This is a genomic window from Erythrobacter ani, from assembly GCF_019204025.1.
GTDB lineage: Bacteria > Pseudomonadota > Alphaproteobacteria > Sphingomonadales > Sphingomonadaceae > Erythrobacter > Erythrobacter ani.
This window is the reverse complement of sequence record NZ_JAGSPB010000001.1, coordinates 403,041-427,507: the sequence shown is the minus strand read 5'-3', so window position 1 is coordinate 427,507 and position 24,467 is coordinate 403,041. Positions and strand designations below refer to the sequence as shown.

General features: G+C 60.6%; 23 protein-coding genes. 12 read left to right on the top strand and 11 right to left on the bottom strand.

Annotated elements, in window-relative coordinates; genetic code table 11:
- The first annotated feature begins 64 nt into the window (after positions 1-64).
- Positions 65-856, top strand: a complete 792-nt coding sequence (locus KCG45_RS02070; protein ID WP_218315481.1) for a TspO-related membrane protein — start codon at positions 65-67, stop codon at positions 854-856.
- A 4-nt stretch (positions 857-860) separates the two neighbouring features.
- Here the strand turns inward: KCG45_RS02070 and KCG45_RS02065 are convergent, their stop codons facing one another.
- Positions 861-2,345 carry an FMN-binding glutamate synthase family protein gene (locus KCG45_RS02065; RefSeq protein WP_218315480.1) on the bottom strand — a complete coding sequence of 495 codons (1,485 nt, stop codon included), beginning with the start codon at positions 2,343-2,345 and terminating at the stop codon, positions 861-863.
- Positions 2,346-2,457: 112 nt separating this feature from the next.
- On the bottom strand, positions 2,458-3,261 hold the full coding sequence (locus tag KCG45_RS02060) for a metallophosphoesterase family protein (RefSeq protein WP_218315479.1): 804 nt from the start codon (positions 3,259-3,261) through the stop codon (positions 2,458-2,460).
- Positions 3,262-3,582: 321 nt separating this feature from the next.
- On the opposite strand from KCG45_RS02060, the gene KCG45_RS02055 reads away from it, so the two are divergent.
- Entirely contained in the window at positions 3,583-4,533 is a 951-nt protein-coding gene (locus tag KCG45_RS02055) for a TorF family putative porin (RefSeq protein ID WP_218315478.1), read from the top strand.
- Between the two features lie 96 nt (positions 4,534-4,629).
- Here KCG45_RS02055 and KCG45_RS02050 read toward each other — a convergent pair whose 3' ends face one another.
- Positions 4,630-5,367 (bottom strand): SIMPL domain-containing protein, encoded by a 738-nt coding sequence (locus KCG45_RS02050; RefSeq protein WP_218316358.1) that lies wholly within the window; start codon positions 5,365-5,367, stop codon positions 4,630-4,632.
- Between the two features lie 109 nt (positions 5,368-5,476).
- Between KCG45_RS02050 and KCG45_RS02045 the strand changes: the two genes are divergently transcribed.
- Positions 5,477-5,914 (top strand): VOC family protein, encoded by a 438-nt coding sequence (locus tag KCG45_RS02045; protein WP_218315477.1) that lies wholly within the window; start codon positions 5,477-5,479, stop codon positions 5,912-5,914.
- A 24-nt stretch (positions 5,915-5,938) separates the two neighbouring features.
- On the opposite strand, the gene nhaA is transcribed toward KCG45_RS02045, so the two are convergent.
- On the bottom strand, positions 5,939-7,174 hold the full coding sequence (gene nhaA / locus KCG45_RS02040) for a Na+/H+ antiporter NhaA (RefSeq protein ID WP_218315476.1): 1,236 nt from the start codon (positions 7,172-7,174) through the stop codon (positions 5,939-5,941).
- A 91-nt stretch (positions 7,175-7,265) separates the two neighbouring features.
- On the opposite strand from nhaA, the gene KCG45_RS02035 reads away from it, so the two are divergent.
- The 5 genes from KCG45_RS02035 (at position 7,266) to KCG45_RS02015 (ending at position 13,398) form a co-directional block, all read left to right on the top strand.
- Entirely contained in the window at positions 7,266-8,672 is a 1,407-nt protein-coding gene (locus KCG45_RS02035) for a glycosyl transferase family protein (protein WP_218315475.1), read from the top strand.
- Entirely contained in the window at positions 8,672-9,814 is a 1,143-nt protein-coding gene (locus KCG45_RS02030; RefSeq protein WP_218315474.1) for a hypothetical protein, read from the top strand. The genes KCG45_RS02035 and KCG45_RS02030 overlap by 1 nt, the downstream gene beginning before the upstream one ends.
- Positions 9,815-9,913: 99 nt before the next feature.
- On the top strand, positions 9,914-10,828 hold the full coding sequence (locus tag KCG45_RS02025) for a sulfite exporter TauE/SafE family protein (protein ID WP_218315473.1): 915 nt from the start codon (positions 9,914-9,916) through the stop codon (positions 10,826-10,828).
- On the top strand, positions 10,825-11,604 hold the full coding sequence (locus KCG45_RS02020) for a TIGR02186 family protein (protein WP_218315472.1): 780 nt from the start codon (positions 10,825-10,827) through the stop codon (positions 11,602-11,604). Before KCG45_RS02025 ends, KCG45_RS02020 begins: the two co-directional genes overlap by 4 nt.
- A gap of 123 nt (positions 11,605-11,727) precedes the next feature.
- A complete protein-coding gene (locus KCG45_RS02015; RefSeq protein ID WP_218315471.1) occupies positions 11,728-13,398 on the top strand; it encodes an ATP-binding protein in 1,671 nt (556 codons plus the stop codon).
- Here KCG45_RS02015 and KCG45_RS02010 read toward each other — a convergent pair.
- Both KCG45_RS02010 and KCG45_RS02005 read right to left on the bottom strand, forming a co-directional pair.
- Positions 13,395-14,132, bottom strand: coding sequence for a 7-carboxy-7-deazaguanine synthase QueE (locus KCG45_RS02010; RefSeq protein ID WP_218315470.1), 738 nt, complete (start codon positions 14,130-14,132; stop codon positions 13,395-13,397). The two genes, KCG45_RS02015 and KCG45_RS02010, sit on opposite strands and share 4 nt — an antisense overlap.
- A 217-nt stretch (positions 14,133-14,349) precedes the next feature.
- The gene (locus tag KCG45_RS02005; RefSeq protein ID WP_218316357.1) at positions 14,350-17,280 is read right to left on the bottom strand and encodes a valine--tRNA ligase; all 2,931 of its coding nucleotides are present in this window, start codon (positions 17,278-17,280) and stop codon (positions 14,350-14,352) included.
- Between the two features lie 155 nt (positions 17,281-17,435).
- Between KCG45_RS02005 and KCG45_RS02000 the strand changes: the two genes are divergently transcribed.
- Genes KCG45_RS02000 through KCG45_RS01985 form a run of 4 tightly spaced genes read left to right on the top strand, consistent with a single transcriptional unit; the run spans position 17,436 to position 21,000 of the window.
- On the top strand, positions 17,436-18,548 hold the full coding sequence (locus KCG45_RS02000) for an MlaE family ABC transporter permease (RefSeq protein ID WP_218315469.1): 1,113 nt from the start codon (positions 17,436-17,438) through the stop codon (positions 18,546-18,548).
- Between the two features lie 3 nt (positions 18,549-18,551).
- Positions 18,552-19,370, top strand: coding sequence for an ABC transporter ATP-binding protein (locus KCG45_RS01995; protein ID WP_218315468.1), 819 nt, complete (start codon positions 18,552-18,554; stop codon positions 19,368-19,370).
- Between the two features lie 41 nt (positions 19,371-19,411).
- On the top strand, positions 19,412-20,359 hold the full coding sequence (locus KCG45_RS01990) for an MlaD family protein (RefSeq protein ID WP_218315467.1): 948 nt from the start codon (positions 19,412-19,414) through the stop codon (positions 20,357-20,359).
- A gap of 14 nt (positions 20,360-20,373) precedes the next feature.
- A complete protein-coding gene (locus KCG45_RS01985) occupies positions 20,374-21,000 on the top strand; it encodes an ABC-type transport auxiliary lipoprotein family protein (protein WP_255547904.1) in 627 nt (208 codons plus the stop codon).
- A 20-nt stretch (positions 21,001-21,020) separates the two neighbouring features.
- On the opposite strand, the gene KCG45_RS01980 is transcribed toward KCG45_RS01985, so the two are convergent.
- Genes KCG45_RS01980 through crcB form a run of 5 tightly spaced genes read right to left on the bottom strand, consistent with a single transcriptional unit; the run spans position 21,021 to position 24,241 of the window.
- Positions 21,021-21,731 carry an ATP12 family chaperone protein gene (locus KCG45_RS01980; protein WP_218315466.1) on the bottom strand — a complete coding sequence of 237 codons (711 nt, stop codon included), beginning with the start codon at positions 21,729-21,731 and terminating at the stop codon, positions 21,021-21,023.
- Positions 21,728-21,964, bottom strand: coding sequence for a hypothetical protein (locus KCG45_RS01975; RefSeq protein ID WP_218315465.1), 237 nt, complete (start codon positions 21,962-21,964; stop codon positions 21,728-21,730). Before KCG45_RS01975 ends, KCG45_RS01980 begins: the two co-directional genes overlap by 4 nt.
- Positions 21,961-22,623, bottom strand: a complete 663-nt coding sequence (locus KCG45_RS01970; RefSeq protein ID WP_218315464.1) for an HAD-IA family hydrolase — start codon at positions 22,621-22,623, stop codon at positions 21,961-21,963. Before KCG45_RS01970 ends, KCG45_RS01975 begins: the two co-directional genes overlap by 4 nt.
- On the bottom strand, positions 22,620-23,837 hold the full coding sequence (locus KCG45_RS01965; RefSeq protein WP_218315463.1) for an RluA family pseudouridine synthase: 1,218 nt from the start codon (positions 23,835-23,837) through the stop codon (positions 22,620-22,622). Before KCG45_RS01965 ends, KCG45_RS01970 begins: the two co-directional genes overlap by 4 nt.
- Positions 23,834-24,241 (bottom strand): fluoride efflux transporter CrcB, encoded by a 408-nt coding sequence (gene crcB / locus KCG45_RS01960; RefSeq protein WP_255547903.1) that lies wholly within the window; start codon positions 24,239-24,241, stop codon positions 23,834-23,836. The genes KCG45_RS01965 and crcB overlap by 4 nt, the downstream gene beginning before the upstream one ends.
- Positions 24,242-24,467 lie beyond the last annotated feature (226 nt).

The window sequence follows — 24,467 nt, the reverse complement described above, 5'->3', positions numbered from 1 at the left end:
TGCTTTCTGTCTCGCTGCGAACCCGCTAGCGGGAACACCCCTCGCTGCAAATCGTTAGGACACGATGGAGAATTCAGGCTCCCATGCTCGCAGCGCTGCGCAGCGCGCGTCGATTATTCTTGCGGTCATTGTTCAGATTGGGGCGACTTTCCTCCCCGCGCTGGGCTTTGGCGATCCGATAGGGGACCGCTCCGATAGCGTCCGGACACTCATCACACCATCCGGCTGGGCGTTTTCGATATGGGGGCCGCTATTCCTTGGGTCAGCAGTGTTCGCAATCTGGCAAGCGCTCCCGGCGCAGGTCGATAACGCTCTCTTGAACGCCATAGGTTGGCCCGCCGCTGTTGCCTTGGCAGCACAGGGAGTGTGGGCGACATACACACAGTTCGCGAACCTGACCGTGATATCAGCGGTCATCATCTTTGTGTCGCTGATCGGGCTGCTCATGGTGTTGCGCGCCTTGGTACGCCATAAGGAATTCACTGCGGGTGAGCGTTGGATTGCCGCGCTGGTATTCAGCGCGCTGGCCGCTTGGCTGACGGCTGCGAGCATCGTGAACGTGTCGGCTACGCTCGTCTACTCAGGTCTTACTGCGGAAGATCGCACTTACCCGCTTATCACTGCCGTAATGGTTGCGATCGGCGGCGCTATAGCTGCGATCGCGACCGTGCGCAGCCGCGGCAACCCGTGGTACGCCATCGTGTTTTGCTGGGCGCTGACCGCCATCTATTTCCGCGGCGGTCAAGAGGCCGATGTGATTGCATGGGCGTGCATCGGATCGGGTGTTGCGGTGTTCTTCGCTGCGCTGATCGGGCTCTGGCGAACCGAAAATTCACGGCACTGGTTCGGGTTCTGACGGCCTAATCGGGCTGCACACCCACGGCGGGATAGAGTTCGTCGAGTGGGCGTGAACGGCCGTCAGCGCAGACCAGGCGGACATGATATCGCTTCATCGCGCGCGGATTTGTTACTCCCACGCTGTGTGCGATCACACCCACCTCCTTACGCATTTGCTTGACGAAATTGGCGACACGCACGGCCTTGTTTGCGGGATCTAGGCCGCGCTGGAGGCTTTTGTCGTGCGTAGTGATCCCGGTCGGGCAAGTGTTCTTGTTGCACTTCATCGACTGGATACAACCCAGCGCGAACATGAATCCACGCGCCGAAATGGTGAAATCCGCGCCCGCGCACAGCGCCCAGGCGACATCGGTCGGCGTGACGAGCTTACCGCTTGCAACGATCCGGATACGGTCCTTGAGCCCCGCCTTGTCTCTGAGATCGACCAGCATCGGCAGCGCCTCCTGCAGCGTAAGGCCGACATTATCGATCAATGGAAGCGGCGCAGCGCCCGTGCCCCCGTCACCGCTGTCGACGGTGATGAAATCAGGAGCGCTGTGAATCCCGCGCCGATTGACCTCCTCGAACAGATGCTCAAGCCAGCCATATGCGCCCACTACAGTCTTGAAGCCGACAGGCTTACCGGTGACCTCCCGAATGCGCGCGATCATGTCGAGCAATTCTTCGGTGTTTCCGATATCGGGATGGCGGTTGGGAGAGATAGATGCCTCGCCAACTGGGATGCCCCGGATCTCGGCAATTTCCTCATTCACTTTTTCAGCGGGTAGGATTCCGCCTTTACCGGGCTTTGCCCCCTGCGACAGCTTCAATTCGAACATCCGCACCTGCTCGTGAGCGGCGACTTCGCGTAATTTCGCGTCGGACAGGTTGCCGTCGTCGTCGCGCACGCCGTATTTCGCTGTGCCGATCTGGAATACGATGTCGCAGCCTCCTTCGAGGTGGTAGGGTGAAAGGCCGCCCTCGCCGGTGTTCATCCAGCACCCCGCTTTTGCCGCGCCATTGGAAAGCGCGCGGACGGCCGGTGTCGACAGGGCACCGTAACTCATGCCTGAGATGTTGAAGAGCGATGGCGCGAGGTAGGGCTGACGCGCTGCACCCTCTCCGATCAACATGGCAGGTGCCTCTACCGCATCACGTTCCAAGGTTGGCCACGGGCAATTGACGAAGATCGGTGTCCCGACCGGATCGAGATTGCGGGTCGAGCCGAATGCGACGTTGGTGGATTTGGCCTTCGAGGCATCATCGACCCAGTCGCGTTGAGCCCGGTTGAATGGCATTTCCTCGCGATCCATCGCGAAAAAATACTGGCGGAAGAATTCGCCGAGATCGGACAGGACATAGCGCATACGCCCGATCACGGGGTAATTGCGCCTTACGGTATCACTGGTCTGATAGCGATCGATGAAGAACAGCACGATCAGCGCTAGGACGATGAGCCCGACGACAAAGATAAAAAGGCTTGTCAGCCCATCAAGAATAGCGGTCACCGATTGTTCCTCCCAAAGAACCTGCCGCAAAGGAGTTCGCGCCGGGGCTTTCTAAGGTTACAATATTCACATGGGTGAGCCTGTCCACCGTGCCGGTGAGCGCAGACCGGCATCACAACGCGGTATTGTTGCTCACGATCGCGATTGCATCGCCATCGACGCGGGTCTGCAATGTCCGCATTCGGTCGTCTTCGAGAACCAGCGCAGTTAGGACGCCCGAGCGGAACGCTCCGGTATCGATGCCGATCCTGTTCCCGTGGTTCACGACGTCGTCGAAGATCGTATGGCCGTGCACGACCACCTTTTCGAAGGGGGCCTCATGCTCGAGAAAGCGGTCTCTGATCCAAAGCATGTCGCTGCGTTGCTGATCCTCGATACGAAACGCAGGATCAATGCCCGCATGGACGAACAGATAGTCCCCAGCGACGATCTTCTCGTCCAAATTGGCAATATAATCGCGCTCTGCCGGAGAGACGATCTCCGGAAGCTTCTCGAAAAGATCGTCGAGTGACATCTCGTTGAGCTGCTTCTTCGAAAGGCCGTAGCTTATGATCGTTTCGCGGCCGCCATGTTTCAGGAAGTGACGCAGAATTTCCGGGTTCTCGAATGATTCGAGGAACATCTCTTCATGGTTGCCCAGGAGCACGCGGACATTGCGCCGGGATTGCCATTCGCGGGTGCGCGCTATTACGCCGGCACTGTCCGGGCCGCGATCCACCAAGTCGCCCAGTAGGATGATATGGGTGTCCGCCGGGCCGCTCTGTGCATCGTCGCGCTCGATTGCCTCGATCAAGGCTTCGTAGAGATCCAGCCGCCCGTGAATGTCTCCGATCACATAGAACCGCGTACCATCCGGAACGGACGGAGAAAGCGGCTCGGATCTCGAGCGGAAAAAGGAGCGAATGATTTCGAACATGGCCTGTGATCGTCAAAAGCCGACCGTCCGCAAACAGCATCTGGTCGTCTGAAGCGGCATATCATGCCGCTTGATAGCTCCGCTTAAACAGACCGTGACTGAACGGCAAATGAGCATGACTAGACCGTATGATTTCCTCTGGCACAGTTTGATGTAAAATTCACACACCTCTGTGGCGTTCTGGCTGCGCGCGCAATTTCTCTTGTGCAATGCGGTATAAGAGTGCACGATTGTTCCACATTTGGATGAGATTGCCGATGAAAATGGCGACCGACAGATGTGCAGGTGGGACGAAGCAACAACAAAGACAAGGAAGTTGTCATGCTCACGTCCATCCGCGGCCTCACGGTCGCGTCAATTTCTGCCGGTGTCCTCCTCTCTGCGACTCCGGCTTTTGCAAACGAAACGTCCGTCGATCCGAACGCTGTCGATAGCTTGAGCGGCGCTGCCGCTCTCGATCAATCGATCAGTCCCGAATTGATGATCGCCGCTGCCAGTCTCGCAGACCGCGAAGCGGGCATCAGCCTGGTGCCCGATGTCGATCGTGCCAGCGAACCGGTCGACGTTGCCGCCAGCAGCGGATTTCTCGGCGAGGCCGGTTTCACGTTCTCCGCGAATGTCGCGCTCGTGACCGAGTACCGTTTCCGCGGGGTCGATCTTTCGGGTAGCGAGATCGCCATCCAAGGCGGCTTCGATGTCAACCATTCGTCCGGTTTTTATGCAGGAACCTGGGCGTCGAGCCTGGATGAAGACACGGTCGGATACGGCTCGACCGAACTCGATCTTTATGGCGGCTGGAGCGGCAATCTGACCGAGGGGTTGTCCACGGATATTGGTTTCATTGCCTACACCTACCCCGACGCACCTCCGGGCGAGTTCGATTATTACGAATTCTACGGATCGCTTAGCTTCTCGCTCGGTCCGGTATCGACCACTGGCGGTATCGCCTATGCTCCCGGGCAGAACAGCCTCGATTTTGGAGGCGGTACCGATGACAACCTCTATCTCTACACCGATGTCAGCGTGGGCATTCCCACAACTCCGATCACGGTGACGGGGCACCTTGGTTACACCGATGGTTCGTTGACCTTCACCAATGACGGCGATGCATTCGACTGGTCGATTGGCGCCGAGGCGAACGTGTTCGGCCCGATCACTGTGGGTGTAGCCTATATCGGGATCGAAGGATCACCGTCGCTGATCAGCCAAGCGTTCGGTCTGTTCAACTTCACGAAAGATCAGGTGGTCGGCACGCTTAGCGCCAGCTTCTGAATTCTTTCACTGCCAGTTGGCAAACGCAATGGGCGCGGAACCTCACTAGGTTTCGCGCCAATTGGCTTCTGATCGGACTGCAGTGTCCAATTCAATTCAGTCGAGTGAAAAATTCACAGTCGTGACGACCCGCACTTTCTTATAGGGACTGTCGGACGTTCCCCATCCTCCGCCATCGCCGTCGCGTGCCTCGATTGAGAAATACCCTTGGGTTGCGTCCTTGATCGCTCCAACGTCAGCACCTGAATCCTCCGCGAACTGCTGCGCAGATACGCGCGCGTCCTTGGTCGCTTCGGCGACCATTTCCGGTTTGATGCCATTCAGTCCAGTGAAGGTGTAGCTCATGCCGGAGCCCTCTTCGAGAAAGACGCCCTGGCCAACAAGGTCGAATTGCTGGGCCACCGCCTTTTGCGCGCGCTCGATATCACCGCTTCGAAGCGTCATTCTTTGCCGTACGGTGTAAGTCGTGACGCCGTCATTGGTGTAGCTTGAGACGTTGGCGCCGGTCGGTTGCAGCGCTGTATCGGGAAAACCGAGGCCTTGGAAGAATGCCTCGATGCGCTCTGTGTCGCGGCGCACCTTGCCCTGGGCTTCGGCAAGACTTTGCGAGCTGGCGGAATACGAAATGGTCCAGGTCGCAAGATCGGCCGTCACATCCCGCTCAGCCAAACCGCGCACCGTGACCGAGCGTTCGGCTTCCTTGGCTCGAAGCAATCCATCTCCAAGGAGGTATCCGCCGATGATCAAACCGATGGAAGCTATCGCCGCAGTACCGAACCAGCGCGCAGTCGTCGCGCTCGCTTGTCCCTTGCGCGCGCTGTCCGCGCTCGTCATGCTTTGCTCTTCCAAATCTGATGTCGTATTCATCGCCATGCCCTCCTAGACATACGATGAACTGTGCTTCTTCGTCGATGAACTGAATTTGAATTGCCAAAGGATTCCCATGGTCAAGTATTTGCATTCGATGATCCGCGTCAGCGATCCCGACGCGACGGTCGATTTTTTCAAGCTCATCGGGCTTGAGGAAGTGCGCCGTTTCGATGTCGAAGCGGGCCGATTTACGCTGATTTTCCTCGCGGCTCCGGGGCAGGAGGGCGTCGCCGAGGTCGAGCTGACTTATAACTGGCCGGCGGAAGATGGAAGTGATCCGGAGGACTATGGCGGTGGACGCAATTTCGGTCATCTCGCCTACCGGGTGGAGGACATTTACGAAACCTGTCTGAGGTTGGCCGATGCGGGCCACACCATTCACCGGCCGCCGCGCGATGGTCACATGGCTTTCGTGAAATCACCCGACGGGATCTCTGTCGAATTATTGCAGGACGGCAAACTCGAACCCAAAGAGCCGTGGGCCAATATGGAGAATACCGGCAGCTGGTAAGCCGGTGTGCCGGGGAGGGGCGGATCACGCCTGGCTCGGCTGGTTCCCTTGATCGTCGCATTCCGCTTCGGGATGTGTCGTAGTCAAACGCAGGACGATGAAGCCGAGGATGGCGGAGATCGCTGATCCGGTCAGGATCCCGATCTTGGCCTCCTCGACGAACAGCGGCTGCTGCGGGAACGCGAGCCCGCCGATGAATAGACTCATCGTGAAGCCAATACCGCACAGGATAGAAATCCCCCAGATCTCCATCCACGTCGCATTGGCCGGTCGCGGCGCGAAACCGACCTTGTCCGACAGATAGACGATCGAGAAAATCCCGAGTTGCTTACCGATGACGAGGCCCGCGGCGATCGCGATGGGCAGTGGATCGGTGAATGCCTCGATTCCCATTCCCCCGAGCGCGACGCCCGCATTGGCGAAACCGAATACGGGGACGACAAGGTACGCGCTCCATGGCGCAAGCCCGTGCTCCAGCTTTTCAAGCATGGAATTGCCGTCTGGCCGCTGAAGCGGGATGGTGAGCGCGGCGAGAACGCCAGCGATGGTTGCGTGAACGCCTGTGTTCAGAACGCAATACCAGAGGACCACCGACATGAGGATGTAGGGCCACAGGACTCCGACCTTCATCCGGTTCATCGCCAGCATCAGGCCGAACACGACCGCCGATACCAGCAGCCACACCATCTTGATTGTCGGTGTGTAGAAAATCGCGATGACCAGCACAGCGCCGATGTCGTCGACGATGGCAACAGTAAGCAGAAACAGCCGAAGTGAGGCCGGAACGCGGTTGCCGAGTAGCCCCAGCACACCCATCGCAAATGCAATGTCGGTCGCTGCGGGGATGGCCCAGCCATTGCTGTACTCGCCGCCTCCGGAAACCGCGATGTAAACTGCAGCGGGCACCAGCATCCCGGCCGCCGCGGCGACCATTGGCAGGCGGCGCGCTGCGGGATCGGCCAGCGATCCGCAGACGACTTCCCGTTTCACTTCGAGCCCGACGACGAAGAAGAAGATCGCCATCAGGCCGTCATTTATCCACAAATGCAGATCATACAGCTTCGGGATCGGAGTCCATGGGAGCTCGCCGTAGAACAACTGCTTGTATTCGTAGGCAAATGGGGAGTTCGCAGCCAGCATCGCCGCCGCAGCAACGATAATCAGCAGAATACCTGCCGATGCATCGCTCACGAAAAGGGCGCGCACAGGCGCGAAAATCCTGCGAAGCGGCGGGGCTGTGGTGTTGTTTGTTTCGGACATCTTGCGCGCCCTCATTTAGAAAACTTGAAGCTGTTGCAAGGGCTATCACTGCGCGTTAGGCTCTTTTTTCAAACGAGGTAAGGGGGTCGCCTTGGCTCTATGGGGCTTTGACTTGTGGCAATGGCTTGCATTGCTGCAACACGAACTGTTGTTGTTTGCCGGGGTGTTTTTCCTCATCGGCGCAGCTGATGATATCGCGGTCGACTTCACCTGGGTGTGGTTGAAGCTGACAGGCCGTGCGCGAACTCCCGAATTCGACCGTGAACAATTGCGATGCCGGGAATTGCACGGCGCTGCAGCGATTTTCATTCCTGCATGGTCCGAAGCCGAGGTGATCGGCGATACGATCGGACACACCCTCAGTAGCTGGCCGCAAACCGATTTGCGATTGTATGTCGGGTGCTACCGCAATGATCCCGCGACGATTGCCGCCGCCATGCAGGCGGCGCAAGGCGATGAACGGATAAGGATCGTCATCCACGACCGCGATGGCCCGACAACCAAGGCTGATTGCCTAAACCGACTTTATGACGCCATGCGCGACGATGAGCGTCGCATGGGCGGACAATTTGCCTCGGTCGTGTTTCAGGACGCGGAAGACATGGTTGATCCAGCGGGATTGGGACTGCTGGACAAAGCCATCGAAGAGGGCGCGGATTTCGCCCAGCTTCCGGTCGAGCCGATGCAGCAAGCGCGCAGTCGCTGGCTCGGAAGCCATTACTGCGAAGAATTCGCCGAGGCCCATGCCAAGGCGATGGTCGTCCGCAACGCGTTGGGTGCCGGTCTTCCCGGTGCGGGCGTCGGTTGCGCCGTGTCGCGCGCTGCATTGCAGAAGCTGTGCCGCAGACGCGCTGATGGCCACCCGTTTTCATCCGAATCCCTGACCGAGGATTACGAGCTAGGGCTTGGCGTGTCCGAGACGGGCGGGGTATCCCGATTTGTCCGCGCTCGCGGGACGGATGGATTGCTCATCGCGACCCGCGCATACTTCCCCGCGAAACTCGGCCATGTGGTTCGCCAGAAAACGCGCTGGGTGCACGGCATCGCCCTGCAGGGCTGGGACCGTGTCGGATGGAGCCGGGGCCTGGTCGAGACATGGATGCGCGCCCGTGACCGGCGTGGACCGCTGGCGGCTCTGGTGCTGGTGATCGGCTACTCGCTCCTCGCGCTGACCGCGATAAGCTGGTCGGCTATCGCCTTCGGATACGCAGAGCCGGTGCCGCTCTCACCGCTCCTAAAATGGCTGCTGATTGCCAATTTCGGCGCGTTCATCTGGCGGGCCGCTTTGAGGTTCGGCTTCACTGCGCGAGAATACGGGGCGGCCGAGGGTGTGATGGCCGTGCTGAGGATACCGGTCAGCAACGTCATCGCCATCATGGCGGGCAGGCGTGCACTGTCCGCATATGTGAAAACGCTTCTGGGCAAGTCAATCGAGTGGGACAAGACACCTCATTTCAGGCATCCTGCCCGCACAAACCCTGCAGAAGGGGCTCTCTGATGACGTCGGGAACCACGGCGCGGCGGGGAAGCCCGCTGGCGATGCTGCTGCTCCTTTTTGCGGTATGGGCAGGCGGGCGAGCGCTCACCTGGGAGAACCCTTTCGCGCTCGAGTTGCCGAACTTCATTTCGGGAGGAGGGATATTTGCGGATGCTGATCGACTGGGAGCGACGCAGGCGCGGTCGGATGAAAATCCTGCCGTGTCTGATGAACGGGCTTCTGCGTCGGAAAAAGTCATAGCACCCAATCGTTACGCATCGGTGCTGAGCGGCTACGCGGGATTTGCCAACGAAATTGCTCTTGCCAACGGTTACCAAGCTGCTGCGGGGCACCAGATGATGTGGCTCAGCGCGCTAGGAACGTCCTTTGCTCCCGCGGTGCAGAACCGAGCAATGATGCATGCGCTACAGGCGTCCCAGCAATTGACCGGGGTCACGCCGCTGTCACCCCCGTTCGAAGAGCCGGCGCAGCAGGATCGCTGGTCGGTCGATGCGTGGGCGTTCTGGCGCGAGGGGTCCAACGCTACGCTGATTTCGCAAGGGCGGGTGCCGATCTACGGCGCCAGCCAGCTGGGTTCCAACTTGCAATACCGCATCTTGCCTTCGTCGCTGCGCGATCCGCGTTTGTACTTGCGCGCCTACCGCGCGTTGGTGAGCGGCGGTGAGACGGAAGTGGCCGGCGGTGTATCGGCCCGTCCCGTCGCGCGCATTCCCGTGCGCCTCGCCGCGGAGATCCGCTTCACAGAAAACCGCTTTGGCAGCGAGGTGCGTCCCGCCGTAATTGCGATTAGCGAACTGCCGCCGCAATCTTTGCCCGCCGATTTCACACTCGAAGCCTATGGCGGGGCCGGGTATGTTGGCGGGAAAAGCGCGACCGCGTTTGCGGACGGGCAGGCGGCCGTGACGCGCGAATTCGCGAACTTCGCAGGCCCGCTGGATACCCGGGCGCGGCTGAGCGCAGGCGCGGGCGCATGGGGCGGCGCGCAGGAAGACGCGAGTCGGGTCGATGTCGGCCCGACTGTGCGGCTGGACATGACACTTGGGCAGGTGCCCGCGCGCCTCTCTGTCGATTGGCGCGAGCAGGTCGGAGGCGATGCCGCACCTCGATCCGGAGTTGCCGCCACTCTTTCGACGCGCTTCTGATCGCGGTCCGCTGGATGTGCGGCAATCCGCAGCGTTTGACGGGGATCGCAGCGGTATAGCGGCTATCATCGCGGCGCGCTGTGGGTTAGTGCTCCCCGCATGGATGTCTACCTGCCAATAGCGAATCTCTCGGTGAACGGATTGTTCATCGTGCTGCTTGGCGGGCTGACGGGGATTTTGTCCGGCCTATTCGGCGTTGGCGGCGGGTTTCTCACGACGCCGCTGCTGATATTTTATGGCATCCCGCCCACTGTCGCAGCGGCATCGGCAGCGACGCAGGTGACCGGAGCAAGTGTCTCCGGCGTGCTCGCCCATTCAAAGCAAAACGGCGTCGATTACCGCATGGGCGCCGTCATGGTCGGCGGCGGCATCGTTGGCGCCTTGATCGGTGCGCTGCTGTTCAGCGCGCTCCAATCGCTTGGCCAGATCGATGTCGTCATTAATGTGCTCTATGTCGTCATGCTCGGCACGATCGGATCGCTGATGATGCGCGAGGCGGTGGAAGCGCTGAGGCCCGCATCGAAAAGCGGTAGCAAGCAACCGAGGAAGCGCCGCCATCACCCCTTGGTCGCGGGCCTGCCGTTTCGCTGGCGATTCTACCGCTCGGGTCTTTACATTTCGCCGCTCGCGCCCCTGATCCTTGGGACGCTGGTGGGTGTGTTGACGATGCTTATGGGTGTTGGAGGGGGGTTCATCCTCGTTCCGGCCATGCTGTACTTGCTCGGCATGAGCGGCAATGTCGTTGTCGGCACATCGCTGTTTCAGATATTGTTCGTCACCATGGTTACGACCATGACTCACGCGCTGACGACTAAAGCCGTCGACATAATCCTCGCAGGCCTGCTGCTACTTGGATCTGTGCTCGGCGCACAATTCGGCACGCAGATCGCGATGAAGGCAAGGCCTGAAATCCTGCGGCTGGTGCTCGCGGCAATCGTGATCGCGGTTGCTCTCAGGATGCTCTATGGGCTCGGCGTCCAGCCGGACGAGATCTACACGGTCAGCCCGCTATGATCGGAACGCCGAACCGGCGCGCTGCGAAGATCATCTTTGTAGCGCTCGCGGCTATGTTCCTGAGCGGCCAGCGCGAACCAATCCTCGTTCCCGAGGTCAGCCAGTCGCGCATCGAAGTGCGCCAGGGTTTCACCGGCGCGAACCTGCTCCTTTATGGTGCGGTCATCGACCCGGATGGAACGCGGCGGTCAACAAATTATGATATCGTCGTGGTGCTCAAAGGGCCCACCGAACCGATCCGCCTGCGCGAGAAGGACCGCATCGCCGGTATCTGGATGAATGCAGGCTCCAGCGATTTTCGGTCTGCGCCGTCCTTCTTCGCGGTCGCATCGTCCCGCCCGATCAGCGAGATTGTCGATCCCCGCACAGCTGCGATCTATGAACTCGGCACGCAGTTCATCCAGCTCAGCCCGAGCGGTCAAATCGAGCCCGAAGAGCAAGCGCGCTTTGCCAGCGGCCTTGTCGAAATGCGCCAGCGTGCCGGTTTGTACAAGGAAGATCCCGACGGCGTGCGAATAAGCGAAGGTGTGCTCTATCAAGCGCGCATTGCACTGCCTTCCAACGTGATCACTGGCCCTTACACGGCGGAGACTTTTGCGATCGCCGATGGCCGCGTCCTGGCCAGTGCCACGGCGGAAATCGCAGTCGAGAAAGTCGGTCTCGAAGGAGAGGTGGTGAACGCCGCCGAGCGCGCCTCGCTCCTTTATGGTCTGGGCGCGATCCTGCTTTCGCTCAGCATGGGCTGGTTTGCCGGACGATTCTTCAACCGGTCCTGAGTGCGCAAGGCCGCGCAATATCGTTGACGCGATTTTAACCGAAATCTTGCAAACACGGTGATCAACGAGGAGCCCGGCACCGACGTGTCTGGTTTGCATTACCGCTTGGGTAAGGGACGACGAATGAACGATATGGCCAGTCAGAGCTTCGATTCCGGCGCGAGCCCGGCAGCCGCACAGGGTGAAGCGCCCGACAATGCGCGCTTGCCGATCGGCGTGGTGCTGGAGATTTCCGGTGCTGGCTCGCAGATCGCGTTCGATCTCCAGCGACTGAATGAATGTATGGACGACGACGATCCATCCATCGTCCTGGCAGGTCAAGTTGGCAGCCAGATCAAGATCCGTGTCGGCGATGCGTGGCTGCTTGCCAGCGTTCGCGATCAGCGCAAGGATCGCCGCAACGAAGCTGGGATTATCGCGCATATCGACTTCCTTGGCGAGGGCGGCGAAGAGAAATTGACGGGCCGCATCACCGGTTTTCGCCGCGGTGTAACCCGCTATCCTGTACCGGGCGCGATGGTCTACCCGGCCAGCACCCAGGATCTCGAACAGATTTACGCCAGCGATGGCCGCGCCAACATCACAATCGGACGCGTCTTCCCGACTCGTGATATTCGCGCCGGTCTCTATGTCGATGCTCTGCTCGGCAAGCATTTCGCTCTGCTGGGATCGACCGGTACCGGTAAATCGACCAGCGCCGCGCTGATTCTGCACAAGATCTGCGAGGCGGCGCCCAACGGCCATATCGTCATGATCGACCCGCACGGCGAATATTCGGCCGCGTTCCGTCAGAGCGGGCAGATCCTCGACGTGTCGAACCTGCAGATGCCGTATTGGCTGATGAACTTCGAGGAGCACTGCGAAGTCCTGCTCACCAGCGATGGCAACGAACTGCAAGTCGACATGGATATTCTTGCCAAGTGTCTGCTCGCCGCGCGTTCCAAGAACCGTTTGGCCGAGACGATGGGCAAGATCACCGTGGATTCTCCTATTCCCTATCTCCTGTCCGATCTCAGCAACATCATCCAGGACGAGATGGGCAAGCTCGACAAGGCGACGTCGTCTGCGCCCTACATGCGGATCAAGAGCAAGCTCGAAGAACTCAAGGCCGATCCGCGCTACCAGTTCATGTTCTCCGGCATGCTGGTGGGCGACACCATGGCCGACTTCATCGGCAAGGTCTTCCGGATGCCCGGTAACGGCAAGCCGATCTCGATCATCGACGTATCCGGAGTGCCGTCCGACATCACTTCCACTGTGGTTGCCGTCCTTTCGCGCCTCGTATTCGACTTCGCCATCTGGGGCCGTGAAGAACAGCAGCGTCCGATCCTCCTCGTTTGCGAGGAAGCGCACCGCTATGTCCCGAACGAGAAGAACGCCGATGGCTCCTCGGTCGCGCGGGTCCTCAGCCGGATCGCCAAGGAAGGCCGTAAGTACGGTATCTCACTCGGTCTCATCACGCAGCGTCCATCCGACCTTGCCGAGGGCGTGTTGTCGCAATGCGGCACGATCATTTCGATGCGGCTCAACAACGACCGCGACCAAGCTTTCGTCAAGGCCGCGATGCCCGAAGGCGCGCGCGGTTTCCTCGATTCGATCCCCGCCTTGCGCAACCGCGAATGCATCATCTGCGGCGAGGGCGTTGCAATACCGATCCGCGTCAGTTTCGACACTCTGGAAGAGCACAAGCGTCCTGCATCGGAAGACCCCAGCTTTGTCCAGCTCTGGAGCTCTGGCGGCGGCGAGGAAGAGATCGTCGAACGCGTCGTGCTCAGGTGGCGGTCGCAGGGCTAAGTTCCCCGTTCATCTCCGTATAGATGGATGTGGAGCCGGTCCGACATCCGGTAACCATTCTCCACACAGTGTCTGGAAAGCCATTCCTGCTTGTCGCGCAAGGCGGCGCTCGTCGTTCCTTCTGGCATCAGAAAGACGTGTCCCGGCTTGAAGCGATATCGCCGGTCGAGTTCCCTGACCTCCTCGATATCATCGGGTGAGGCGATCACGAATTTGAAGAAGGCACGCGGATCGGCGGCGTAGTGCTCCAGCCGCTCCTCAATCAGCGCCAATTCCGCCGCATTGCCCGAATGCGACAGCTTGGGGCTGACATTGTACTGATCGACGCGGATGTCGACATGGGAACTGGCCCGCGTCGTGCCGTTGGTCTCGATCTCGACCTCGATATCCGGCAGGATCGCCAGCATATCGGCAATCGGACCGCACTGCATCAGCGGTTCACCGCCCGTAATGACCAGCCGCTTTTGCCCCAACGCGGCGATCTTCGCCGCGGCCTTGGCCGGCGAGACCGCGACCTGATTGGCCTTTCGATCATAGGTCACACCATCGCGGTGCGGGCGCTCATCGCCTTCGAAATGCCATGTATACGCCGTGTCGCACCATGTGCAGGCAAGGTTGCAGCGCGACAGACGGATGAAGGCGACCGGCGTCCCTGCACTCGGCCCTTCGCCTTGCAGACTCGCAAAAATCTCCGGGCCGCCGTCATCATTGGTGGCAAGGATGAGATCAGCCATGCGCCACCGGCACATCAGGGTGACAAAGTTGACACTGTGTCACCCGGTGTTTCTGGGGCAAAATCCGCGGATTTCCGCCGAAAATGCGCCTCATGGCGAGGGTGACACTTTTCCAACTTGAAACGCGGGCCGCAGCATATTCCATCCGTGCTCCATGCCATGAATGGCGCGTGTAGGAAACATTTCGCCCCACCTGCCCGAAGGAAGGCGCGTCAACCTAACCCAGCCGCGCGAGCGCCGCTTCGAGCCGTTCGACTTCGGCGGAGTGATGCGCGAAGTCTTCGCGCGCCTTGTCGACCGCTTCAGGCTTGGCGCGTTCGACGAAGTTCGCGTTGGAGAGCCTGCCTTCCAGTGACTTCGCCTCTTTCTGCGAAGTTTCGAGAGCTTTGTTGAGGCGGCTCTTTTCCGCATCGATGTCGATAATCCCTTCGAGCGGGATATAATAGCCTATCCCCTCTGCGCTAACCTGCAACTGCGGCCTGCCAATGAGATTGGAAGAGTCTTCAAACTCAGTAGATTCTCCGGTTGCAAGTTCGAAGACAGTGCGACCGTATTCTGGCCAAAAGTTCTCAAGTCGAGCAAGGCGATGCAACGCGGGTCCAAGTCTAGCGAACCTATCTCGCGCGATGCTTATCTTCTTCTGACGTTCGCTATCTGGCGTAACCGCTTGGCCAATAATATCAACGACAACCCCAATATTCAGTTTGGTTCCGGGCGGTATTCCGAGCTCGTTCTTGGCCGCTCGAACGGACGAAGTAAGCTCGATCAGCCAATCAATATCGGCTGCGGCGTTCACCTCAATACCAGCGCGGGGATCGGGCCATTTGGCGGTGATGAGGTCGTAGCCGCGTGTGCCCTGTGCATGCCACAGCTCTTCGGTGATGAAGGGCATGAACGGGTGCAGCATGACGAGGATCTGGTCGAGCGCCCATCCGGCGACTTCGCGGGTTTCGACCGCCGGCATGGCGTCCGGGTCGGATCCTTCGGCGAAGACCGGCTTGATCAGCTCCAGATACCAGTCGCAGAATTTGGACCATGTGAACTGGTAGATCGCGTTCGCCGCCGCGTCGAAGCGCAGGTCGGCCATCGCCGCGTCGATCTCAGCACAGGCGGCCTGCACCTCGCCAATGATCCACTGGTTCGCCGCGAGGCGCGCGCTCGGGGCCTTCAGAGTGGTCGAAGCGCCAATGCCGTTCGACTGGCAAAAACGCGTTGCATTCCAGAGCTTTGTCGCGAAGTTGCGATAACCCTCGACCCGCTTCTCATCCATCTTGATGTCGCGGCCCTGGCTCTCCATCGCCGCCATGAAGAACCGCAGCGCATCCGCGCCGAACTGGTCGATCAGGCCGAGCGGATCGACGACATTGCCCTTGGACTTCGACATCTTCGCGCCATCGGCAGCGCGCACCAGACCGTGCAGATACAGGCGCGGCCAAGGGGCCTCGCCCATATTGTACTGCCCCATCATCATCATCCGCGCATCCCAGAAGAAAAGGATGTCGAAGCCGGAGATTAGGAGGTTGTTGGGGAAATGCTTGTCGAGAAGCTCGCTCTTCTCCGGCCAGCCGAGCGTCGCGAACGGCCACAGCGCGGAGGAAAACCATGTGTCGAGGACGTCGGGATCGCGGTAGAGCGTAATTAGATTCAGATTAAAGCCTTCACTTGGCTTTCCGTAGTGCTCCTCATTGGTAATCGCTTGGTCTGTCCGGACCTCAATCTCGACGGCTTCGCCATGGAACGCTTGGGCTTGAGCGATGGCCTCAGCTTCGCTCTCGGCAACAAAGACATTGCCGTGCGCGTCGAACCAAGCCGGAATCCGATGGCCCCACCACAGCTGACGGCTGACACACCACGGCTGGATGTTCTCCATCCAATTGAAGAAGGTCTTCTCCCAGCTCTTCGGAACGATCTCGATCGTGCCGTCGCGCACGTCCTGAATCGGCTTTTGCGCGAGCTTTTCCGCATCAACATACCATTGGTCGGTAAGCCACGGCTCGATCACCACACCGCCGCGGTCACCAAAGGGCGTCGCGATCTGGCGCGGTTCGGCGTCGTGCTCGACCTCGTCGCCCTTCTTGGTCTTCGCGATGTGGGGGATGAGATAGCCATCGGTCTTGAGCCGCGCGACCACGGCCTCGCGTGCGCCATCGACCCCGTCCCGCTTGAAGCGGTGGAGGCCGACGAATTCCTCTGGCACCAGCCCGTCCGCCGTCTGGCAGACATTCGCATCGCCATCGAGCATGTTGAGCATGTCGGCGGCTGCGATCCCGGCGCGCTTGCCGACCTCGAAGTCGTTGAAATCGTGCCCCGGCGTGATCTTCACCGCGCCGCTGCCCAGTTCCGGGTCGGCATGCTCGTCAGCGACGATGGGGATGCGACGTCCGGTGATCGGCAGGATCACGTGCTTGCCGACGACCGACTTGTAGCGTTCATCGGTCGGGTGAACCGCAACCGCCATATCGGCGAGCATCGTTTCGGGCCGGGTGGTGGCGACCTCGATGTAGTTCTGCCCTGAATCCAGCGTTACGTCATCGGCGAGCGGATATTTGAAGTGCCAGAAATGGCCCGCAATCGTCTGCTGCTCAACTTCGAGATCGCTGATCGCGGTCTTCAGTTTCGGGTCCCAGTTCACCAGCCGCTTGTCGCGGTAGATCAGGTCATCGTTGTAGAGATCGACGAAGGTCTTGAGCACGGCTTTCGTAAAGTGCTCGTCCATCGTGAATTGCTCGCGCGACCAGTCCATCGAACAGCCCAGCCGTCGCAGTTGGTTGGTGATGGTCCCGCCGCTTTCGTGCTTCCATTCCCAGACCTTCTCGACGAATTTCTCGCGCTTGTAATTCTTGCGGCTGTCCTGCCGCTCCTCCATCTGGCGCTCGACCACCATTTGCGTCGCGATGCCCGCATGATCGGTGCCGACCACCCACAATGCGTCCTTGCCGCGCAGGCGTTCATAGCGGATCACGATGTCCTGCAACGTGTTGTCGAGCGCATGGCCGATATGGAGCGATCCGGTCACATTGGGCGGCGGATTCACGATAGTGAAGGGCTCGGCGTCAGGCCGCTCGGGCCGGAAGCCGCCGGTCTCCTCCCAATGTTTGTACCAGCGCGCCTCGATGGCAGCAGGATCGAAAGTCGTATCGAGGGTCATTATGTGTGTTGTCTCGCTGTACCGGGCACGCGTGGCTCGGCCCCAATAATATAGGATGCCCATGCCAGCCGCCTTTGCGGGGTGCAACAATTCTCGGCGGTTGTTCGCGACTCGATACTTGTGATGCGCCGATTTTGCGCACATAGATCGATGCGATGGAGGCGGCCGCACAATATTCGCTCGAGGATGATGGAGCCGGAGGCGAGCGGCTGGTGCTTTCCGGTTCCTATCTGATTTCTACGATCGGGTTCGTCGATCACGAGCTGTTCGATATCGAAGGTCCGCTGTCGGCGATCGACGTGTCCGGCATCGAGCAGATCGACACGACAGGCGCATATATCGCCGTGCGCCTCGCCTCGGAACACGATGCCGAGATGCGGTGCGCGGATCCTTCCATCCAGCGTGTCCTCAATGCCATAGACCGCACCGGCCACCGTGCTGATCTGACCCCGCCGCGCATCGCCGTTTGGAAACGCGTGCCGATGGAAATGGGCCAGAAAGTCTACAATGCACGGTCGGGCATTTATGGCGTCATCGGGTTTTTCGGGCAGATCCTGCTTGGTTTCGCTAGCCTGCTGCGCCACCCCAGCCGCTTCCCGATGAAGGCGCTGGTTCGCCAGATGGAGCTGGTCGGCGTCGCTGCATTGCCGATCATCGGCCTGATGAGCTTCCTTATCGGGGTCGTCATCGCGCAGCAGGGCGCGGTCCAGCTCGAACAATTCGGTGCGGAGGCGCTGACGGTGAATCTGGTCGGCCGGATCACGCTGCGCGAGCTTGGCGTGCTGATGACCGCGATCATGGTCGCGGGCCGGTCGGGCAGTGCCTTCGCCGCGCAGATCGGCACCATGAAACTGACCGAAGAGGTCGATGCGATGCGGACCATCGGCCTTTCGCCGATCGAGGTGCTTGTGATCCCCCGTATCCTTGCCTGCACCTTCATGATGGTCCTGCTCGGCTTCTATGCCTCTATGGTGGCAATCGTCGGCGGCGCGGTCGTGGGACAGCTGGCGCTCGGCATTCCGTTCTTCACCTTCCTGGAACGCATTCAGGAGGTCGTGCCGACCTATGATTTATGGGTCGGCCTGATCAAGGCACCGGTTTTCGGGCTGATCGTGGCGCTGGCCGGGTGTTATCACGGCATGCAGGTGAAGGGGAATTCGGAGGAAGTCGGCAAGCGGACGACGCTGGCAGTGGTTTCCGCCATCTTCGCCGTGATTGTCCTCGATGCATTTTTTGCGGTGTTCTTCACCGAAGTCGGGTGGGGCTGAACCATGGGTCCAAGAGCAATCCTGCCTGAGGGCGAACCGCCTATCGTTGTCGAGGGCCTCGTCAACCGGTTCGGCGATTTCACCGTGCACGAAGGGCTCGACCTGACCGTGCAACCGGGAGAGATCCTCGGCGTGGTAGGGGGCTCGGGCACCGGCAAATCGGTGCTGATGCGCTCGATCATCGGGTTGCAGCACCCCAATGCGGGGACGGTCCATGTGCTGGGGCGCGAGATCACCGGTGTCGATCCGGACGAGAATATCGGCGTGCGCTGCCAATGGGGCGTTCTGTTTCAGGGCGGGGCGCTGTTTTCCACCCTGACGGTCGGCGAAAATGTCGAGGTGCCGCTGAAGCAGTTCTATCCCGAAATCGACCCGAGCCTGCGCCGCGATATCGCCCGGTACAAGGTTCAGATGTCAGGCCTGCCCGAAGATGCGATTGCGAAATTCCCCTCCGAGCTTTCAGGCGGCATGAAAAAGCGTGCAGGGCTCGCCCGCGCGCTCGCGCTTGATCCCAAACTTTTGTTTCTGGACGAACCTACGGCGGGCCTGGACCCGATCGGCGCGGCCAAATTCGACCGCCTGACGAAGGAGCTGAAGGAGACGCTGGGCCTCACCGTTTTCCTCATTACCCATGATCTCGATACGCTTTACGAGATTTGCGACCGCGTGGCGGTCATCGCCGACAGGCACGTGATCGCCGTGGGCACGATCCCCGAATTGCTCGAATCGGAACATCCGTGGATCCACGAATATTTCAACGGACCGCGCGGCCGCGCCGCGCGCGATACGCATGATCGGGGGGAGATGGACCTTCATGGATAAGCCGATGGACATTTCGGGCCAAGAGCGGCCATAGGAGCGACATGGAAACGCGCGCAAATCATCTTTGGGTCGGTGCAGTCACGCTGCTGCTGCTGGCGGCGCTTGCCGCGTTCATCATATGGATCGCGCGGCTCGGGCAGGGCGATCAGAACGAATTCGATATCTTCTATGCGCAGTCGGTATCCGGACTCGCGAATGGCAGCCAGGTGTCTTACGCGGGTGTGCCGGTCGGCCAAGTGACGCAAATCGCACTTTCGGACGAAGATCCGGAATTCGTGCGCGTTCGGATCAGGGTACGCGAAGAGGTGCCGATCCTGGTCGGCACGACCGCCACCATCCAGGCAAGCTTTACCGGCGTTTCCAGCATTCTGCTCGATGGAGCGCGCAAGGACGCGCCTCAGATCACCTGCGAAACCACAGCCTGCCCCGAAGGCCGCCCGGTCATTCCGCCCAAGGATGGCGGTATCAATGCGCTGCTTAACAACGCGCCGCTCCTGCTGGAGCGGCTGGCGACGCTGACCGAGAACCTGAACCTTCTACTCGGACCTGAAAACCAGCAGCAGATCAGCGGAATCCTGCGCAACTCGAACAACCTGACTGCGGAACTTGCCCGCACCGCCCCCCAGCTCGAAGGGACATTTACCGAGCTTCAGGTGACGCTGAAAGAAGCTGGCGAGGCGCTCGACGCTTTCGAAAAGGCTTCGATCACGACCGAAAACCTTCTGAACAGCGAAGGCCCAGCGCTGGCAGAAGAACTTCGCGGCACGCTGAAATCTGCCAATCAGGCGGCGGCTGCGCTGGCAGCAACGCTCGACGATACCCGTCCGGCAGCGAGGCAATTGCGCGAATCCACCTTGCCGACAGCCGAGGCCACCTTGCAGGATCTGCGCTCCACCAGCCGCAGTCTGCGCTCGCTTACCGAAAAGCTTGATAATCAGGGCGCAGGCGCGCTGCTTCAGGGTCAGTCCCTGCCGGATTACGAGCCATGAGGGGAACACGAAACATGAAGTCTCCGCACAGCGCCATGACGCGTCTGGTAAAGATGGGCGCGATCGGTGCAGCCGCTCTGACTATGACCGGTTGCATCAGCCTGGGGTCCGAACCGCCCGAAAGCCTCCTGACGCTCAGCCCGTCGGTAACGGCCGATGCGGGCACCGGTGCCGACGCGAGCACCTCCGATGCATCTTCGGCGATTTCGATCTTGCCTCTTGAAGCTCCCGCAAAACTCGATGCGCTGCGTGTGCCGGTGGCCGTATCGGATACGGAAATCGCCTACCTTCAGGAAGCGTTCTGGGTCGAAAAACCGGCAAGGCTGTTCCGCCGCCTGCTTGGCGAGACATTGCGCGCTCGCGGTGGAACGCTCGTGCTCGACAATGACGATACGCCCCTGCTTGCCGCGCAAAGCATTCGCGGAACATTGATGGAGATGGGATATGACGCCCCATCTTCTTCGGTAATCGTTCGGTTCGATGCGATCCGCACACGGGAGGACGGCACCGTTATGTCACGGCGTTTCGAAGCGCGCGAGACGGGCATTCTGGCTGAACCGGCCTCCGTCGGCCCAGCGCTCAATCGCGCAGCCAACACGGTAGCCGATGAAGTTGCCAGCTGGGTCACCAACGCAGGCTGAACGCCCTCGTCAGACAGGCATCATCCCTTTGCGGCCCGCATGAACTTCCATGCCGACAAAAAGTCGTTTTGACGTTTCAGACGTCTCTCTTCGGCTTCGGTGTCCCGCCCCCAGAGATCGGCCTGCCATTCCTCCTCGAGGCTGGCAGAGCGCCATAGGTCGGCGGCTTCCTTGTCATCGTGCTTCTCGGCGGCAGATAGAGCTATGACGAGCGACGCGGCCAGAGAGGTCATGACTTCGAGTGCTGCAAGCTCGAAAACGGTCTTGCTGCCAAGACTGGCTTTCAATGCGGCCAATGTGCGCGCCTTTTGAGGGCGATGGACAATACCGCTGATCCGCACCATTTCGATGCCTTCGCTTTGCTCGAACGCCTTGACGATGGGTTCCCACACTTCCTGCTGCCGTTCATAGAGCGGTTCGTCCGGATCGGCCCGATACAGCAAGGTGTCGGTGTCGCCATACGCAACCAGCTTTTCAGCAATTGCTGGCCTTTCGGGGGCGACCATGTCGATAGCGTAATCGGCCATGTCTCTCAGCGGGAACAGTTTCGGATTCAACTCTTCGCCCTGGATGTCCCATTCGCTCGCCAGCATTTTGGCCAGCGCTTCCGTGGTTACAATTTGCGGAGAGCCCCTGACAGTTTTCAACCCGCGCCCATCCAGCGTGACCTGCCATCCCGTCTGATCCCCATCGACTTCACGGGTGCCGACCGTGTCGAAAAACCGTTTCATGGATTGTCGTCTCCGGCATCCGATTTCCACCGCCGCGCAAGAGTGCGGGGCGCGAAGAAGAACGCCAACAGTCCGACAACGGCCAGAACCACGCCCAGCGCATAGGGAAGGTCGACAACAGCCCGGGCAATCGCGATGCCCAAAATGACCGCAGCGAGCGCGCCGATCCTGACAGTATTGAGGATGAAGTATCGTTTTCGCGCGAGCGTTTCGCGCTCCTCGATCTCGCTCATGCAGGACTCTCCAGCGCGGATTTCAGGTCGAATATAAGGTCCACCACCTGGGAGGCGCCTGTCGCGCGCAATTCTTCAGGCGGGTGATAGCCCCACGCGACACCGACAGCGCGGACGTTCGCCGCTGTCGCCATCTGCATGTCGAAACTGGTGTCGCCTATCATCACCGCCTCCGCTGGAGCGGCGCCTGCCTCGAAAAGGGCGGCCTCCAACATTGCTGGATGCGGTTTGGAGGGGTGCCGGTCGGCGGTCTGGAGTGATACGAAGAGATCGGTCAAACCGTGCCCGGCAAGGCACGCGGCGAGGCCGCGATCCGATTTGCCGGTCGCGACCGCGAGGCTCCAGCCGTCATCCCGCAGAGTGTGAAGCAGATCGGCCATACCATCGTAAAGCGGCTCATCGAGCAGACCTTCTTCGCGGCGTGCGCGGAAGCTCGATTTGTAGAATTCCACGACGTCACGCGCTTTGCTGTCATCAAGGCCTGGTGCGAGCTCGCGGACGGCCACACCCAGGCTGAGCCCCACCATCCGCCGAACCGTATTGCTGTCCGGCGCAGGCAGATCGGCCCTCGTGAAGGCGCGCTCCATCGCCCAGCATACATCCGCCTGTCCGTCGACCAGCGTGCCGTCGCAATCGAAGACCGCCAGCTTCACGCTCATTTCTTGCGGCGTCCCGGCCGCGGCTTGCCCTTGCCTTTGCCCTTGGCCGCGGCTTTCGCCTTTTTCTTCGTCGTTTCCGCGGAAGTCGTGCGCGAGCGGCGCTCTCCTCGGCGGTCCTTGCGGTACTGCTTGGCAAAGCGACGAGCGGCCTGCTTCTTTTCGGCCGGCGTGCGTTCAGGCGCTTCGTCGCGGACTGGCGAGGCATCAGACAACGTCAGGTCGAAACCCAGCGCTTCCATGCTGGCGGCAAAATGTTCGGGCAGCTCGGCAGTCACGTCCAGCTTACCGCCGCCGGTGGCACCGCCTGCAGCTTCGTTGCCGGGCTGCGAGATGATGAGACGGCGCGCGTGAAGGTGCATCTTGCGCGAGATCGCTCCTGTAAGGAAAGCGTCTTGCCCGCCATATTTACCGTCGCCCACGATGGGATGACCGATCGCCGCCATGTGGACCCGCAGCTGGTGTGTGCGCCCGGTGAGCGGCTCCAGTTCGACCCAGGCTGCGCGTGTTCCTGCGCGCTCGACCACGCGGTAACGGGTACGCGCCGCCGCGCCGTTTTCCTCGTCGACATGCATTTTCTCGCCGCCTGTTCCCGGCTGTTTGGCGAGTGGAGCGTCGATCGTGCCCTCGCGCACTTCGGGCACTCCTACAACCAGCGCCCAGTAAACCTTGCGCGCGCTGCGCCCAGCGAACCGGCGTGAATACGAGGCTGCACTGCCCGGCGTGCGCGCGATCAGCAGCACGCCCGACGTATCCTTGTCGAGTCGATGGACGAGGCGCGGGCGGGGCGTGTCATCCTCATCGACAAAGGCATCGAGCAGACCGTCGACATGCTTGGTGGTCTTGCTGCCGCCCTGCGTTGCGAGGCCGGGGGGCTTGTTGAGCACGATGGCGCTCGGCGTTTCGCGGATCACCATGGCGCGAGCCTCGGCGATTTCGTCGCCCGTCAGCTCGCGTTTCGGGCGGGTGGCCTTGTGCCCCCTTCCGGCCTGGGCCTCGCCGCCGGGTGGAACGCGCAGGGTCTGCCCTTCGGCGAGCCTGTCATCGGGTTTCGCGCGCTTGCCATCGACGCGGACCTGCCCGGTGCGCGCCCAGCGCGACACCGTTGCGAAGCCTATTTGTGGCAGGTTGCGTTTGAACCAGCGGTCGAGCCGTATGCCGTCATCGTCCTCGCTGACGGTGAACTGGCGGACCGTGGCTGTCGCTTTGGGTTTCATGCCGCCCCCCGCATAATCAGGAGGCCGATATACAGCGCACCCAGACCCGCCAGCACGGAGACGGCGGCATAGCTGACCGCCAGCCCCGCCGCGCCGCGTTGTATCAGCAGCATCATTTCAAGCCCGAACGCGCTGAATGTCGTGAACCCGCCGAGCAGCCCGACGCCGAGGAGCAGGCGCAGCGTTTCATTGGTATGGCCCGTCCGCGCAAGCCATCCGAACAGCACGCCCATCGCAAGGCACCCAAGTACGTTGGCCGCGAGCGTGCCCCATGGAAGCGCCGTGCCTGCGTCTGCGTGCTGCGCAAACACGCGGCCCAGCTGGTACCGGCCAACAGCACCGATGGCGCCCCCGATCGCGACGGTGGCAGAGGCGGCCATAGGAGAGATAGTGGCGGTGGTCATTCGCAGCGCTTTAACGAGCGCGCGGCTTCCTGCATAGCGCCGAGGGGGCGACAATCGGCGGGAAAACGCCGTTTGAGGCTTTGATATCTTGCCAATTTACCCACTGATCGCTATACGAGCCGCAGTTTGAGCGCGTTCCGAGCCTTGAAAGGGTGGGAATAGCGCCGTTTTCAGCGTCAAATTTACGCGCATATCCGCGATTCGACAGCGGGTGCTGCGCAATTGG

Excerpts from the sequence above, each read along its gene's own strand:
- KCG45_RS02070 (WP_218315481.1), top strand. The coding sequence starts at position 65 with ATGGAGAATTCAGGCTCCCATGCTCGCAGCGCTGCGCAGCGCGCGTCG.
- KCG45_RS02060 (WP_218315479.1), bottom strand. The coding sequence starts at position 3,261 with ATGTTCGAAATCATTCGCTCCTTTTTCCGCTCGAGATCCGAGCCGCTT.
- KCG45_RS02055 (WP_218315478.1), top strand. The coding sequence starts at position 3,583 with ATGCTCACGTCCATCCGCGGCCTCACGGTCGCGTCAATTTCTGCCGGT.
- KCG45_RS02050 (WP_218316358.1), bottom strand. The coding sequence starts at position 5,367 with ATGACGAGCGCGGACAGCGCGCGCAAGGGACAAGCGAGCGCGACGACT.
- KCG45_RS02045 (WP_218315477.1), top strand. The coding sequence starts at position 5,477 with ATGGTCAAGTATTTGCATTCGATGATCCGCGTCAGCGATCCCGACGCG.
- nhaA (WP_218315476.1), bottom strand. The coding sequence starts at position 7,174 with ATGTCCGAAACAAACAACACCACAGCCCCGCCGCTTCGCAGGATTTTC.
- KCG45_RS02030 (WP_218315474.1), top strand. The coding sequence starts at position 8,672 with ATGACGTCGGGAACCACGGCGCGGCGGGGAAGCCCGCTGGCGATGCTG.
- KCG45_RS02025 (WP_218315473.1), top strand. The coding sequence starts at position 9,914 with ATGGATGTCTACCTGCCAATAGCGAATCTCTCGGTGAACGGATTGTTC.
- KCG45_RS02020 (WP_218315472.1), top strand. The coding sequence starts at position 10,825 with ATGATCGGAACGCCGAACCGGCGCGCTGCGAAGATCATCTTTGTAGCG.
- KCG45_RS02015 (WP_218315471.1), top strand. The coding sequence starts at position 11,728 with ATGAACGATATGGCCAGTCAGAGCTTCGATTCCGGCGCGAGCCCGGCA.
- KCG45_RS02010 (WP_218315470.1), bottom strand. The coding sequence starts at position 14,132 with ATGGCTGATCTCATCCTTGCCACCAATGATGACGGCGGCCCGGAGATT.
- KCG45_RS02005 (WP_218316357.1), bottom strand. The coding sequence starts at position 17,280 with ATGACCCTCGATACGACTTTCGATCCTGCTGCCATCGAGGCGCGCTGG.
- KCG45_RS02000 (WP_218315469.1), top strand. The coding sequence starts at position 17,436 with ATGGAGGCGGCCGCACAATATTCGCTCGAGGATGATGGAGCCGGAGGC.
- KCG45_RS01995 (WP_218315468.1), top strand. The coding sequence starts at position 18,552 with ATGGGTCCAAGAGCAATCCTGCCTGAGGGCGAACCGCCTATCGTTGTC.
- KCG45_RS01990 (WP_218315467.1), top strand. The coding sequence starts at position 19,412 with ATGGAAACGCGCGCAAATCATCTTTGGGTCGGTGCAGTCACGCTGCTG.
- KCG45_RS01985 (WP_255547904.1), top strand. The coding sequence starts at position 20,374 with ATGAAGTCTCCGCACAGCGCCATGACGCGTCTGGTAAAGATGGGCGCG.
- KCG45_RS01980 (WP_218315466.1), bottom strand. The coding sequence starts at position 21,731 with ATGAAACGGTTTTTCGACACGGTCGGCACCCGTGAAGTCGATGGGGAT.
- KCG45_RS01975 (WP_218315465.1), bottom strand. The coding sequence starts at position 21,964 with ATGAGCGAGATCGAGGAGCGCGAAACGCTCGCGCGAAAACGATACTTC.
- KCG45_RS01970 (WP_218315464.1), bottom strand. The coding sequence starts at position 22,623 with ATGAGCGTGAAGCTGGCGGTCTTCGATTGCGACGGCACGCTGGTCGAC.
- KCG45_RS01965 (WP_218315463.1), bottom strand. The coding sequence starts at position 23,837 with ATGAAACCCAAAGCGACAGCCACGGTCCGCCAGTTCACCGTCAGCGAG.
- crcB (WP_255547903.1), bottom strand. The coding sequence starts at position 24,241 with ATGACCACCGCCACTATCTCTCCTATGGCCGCCTCTGCCACCGTCGCG.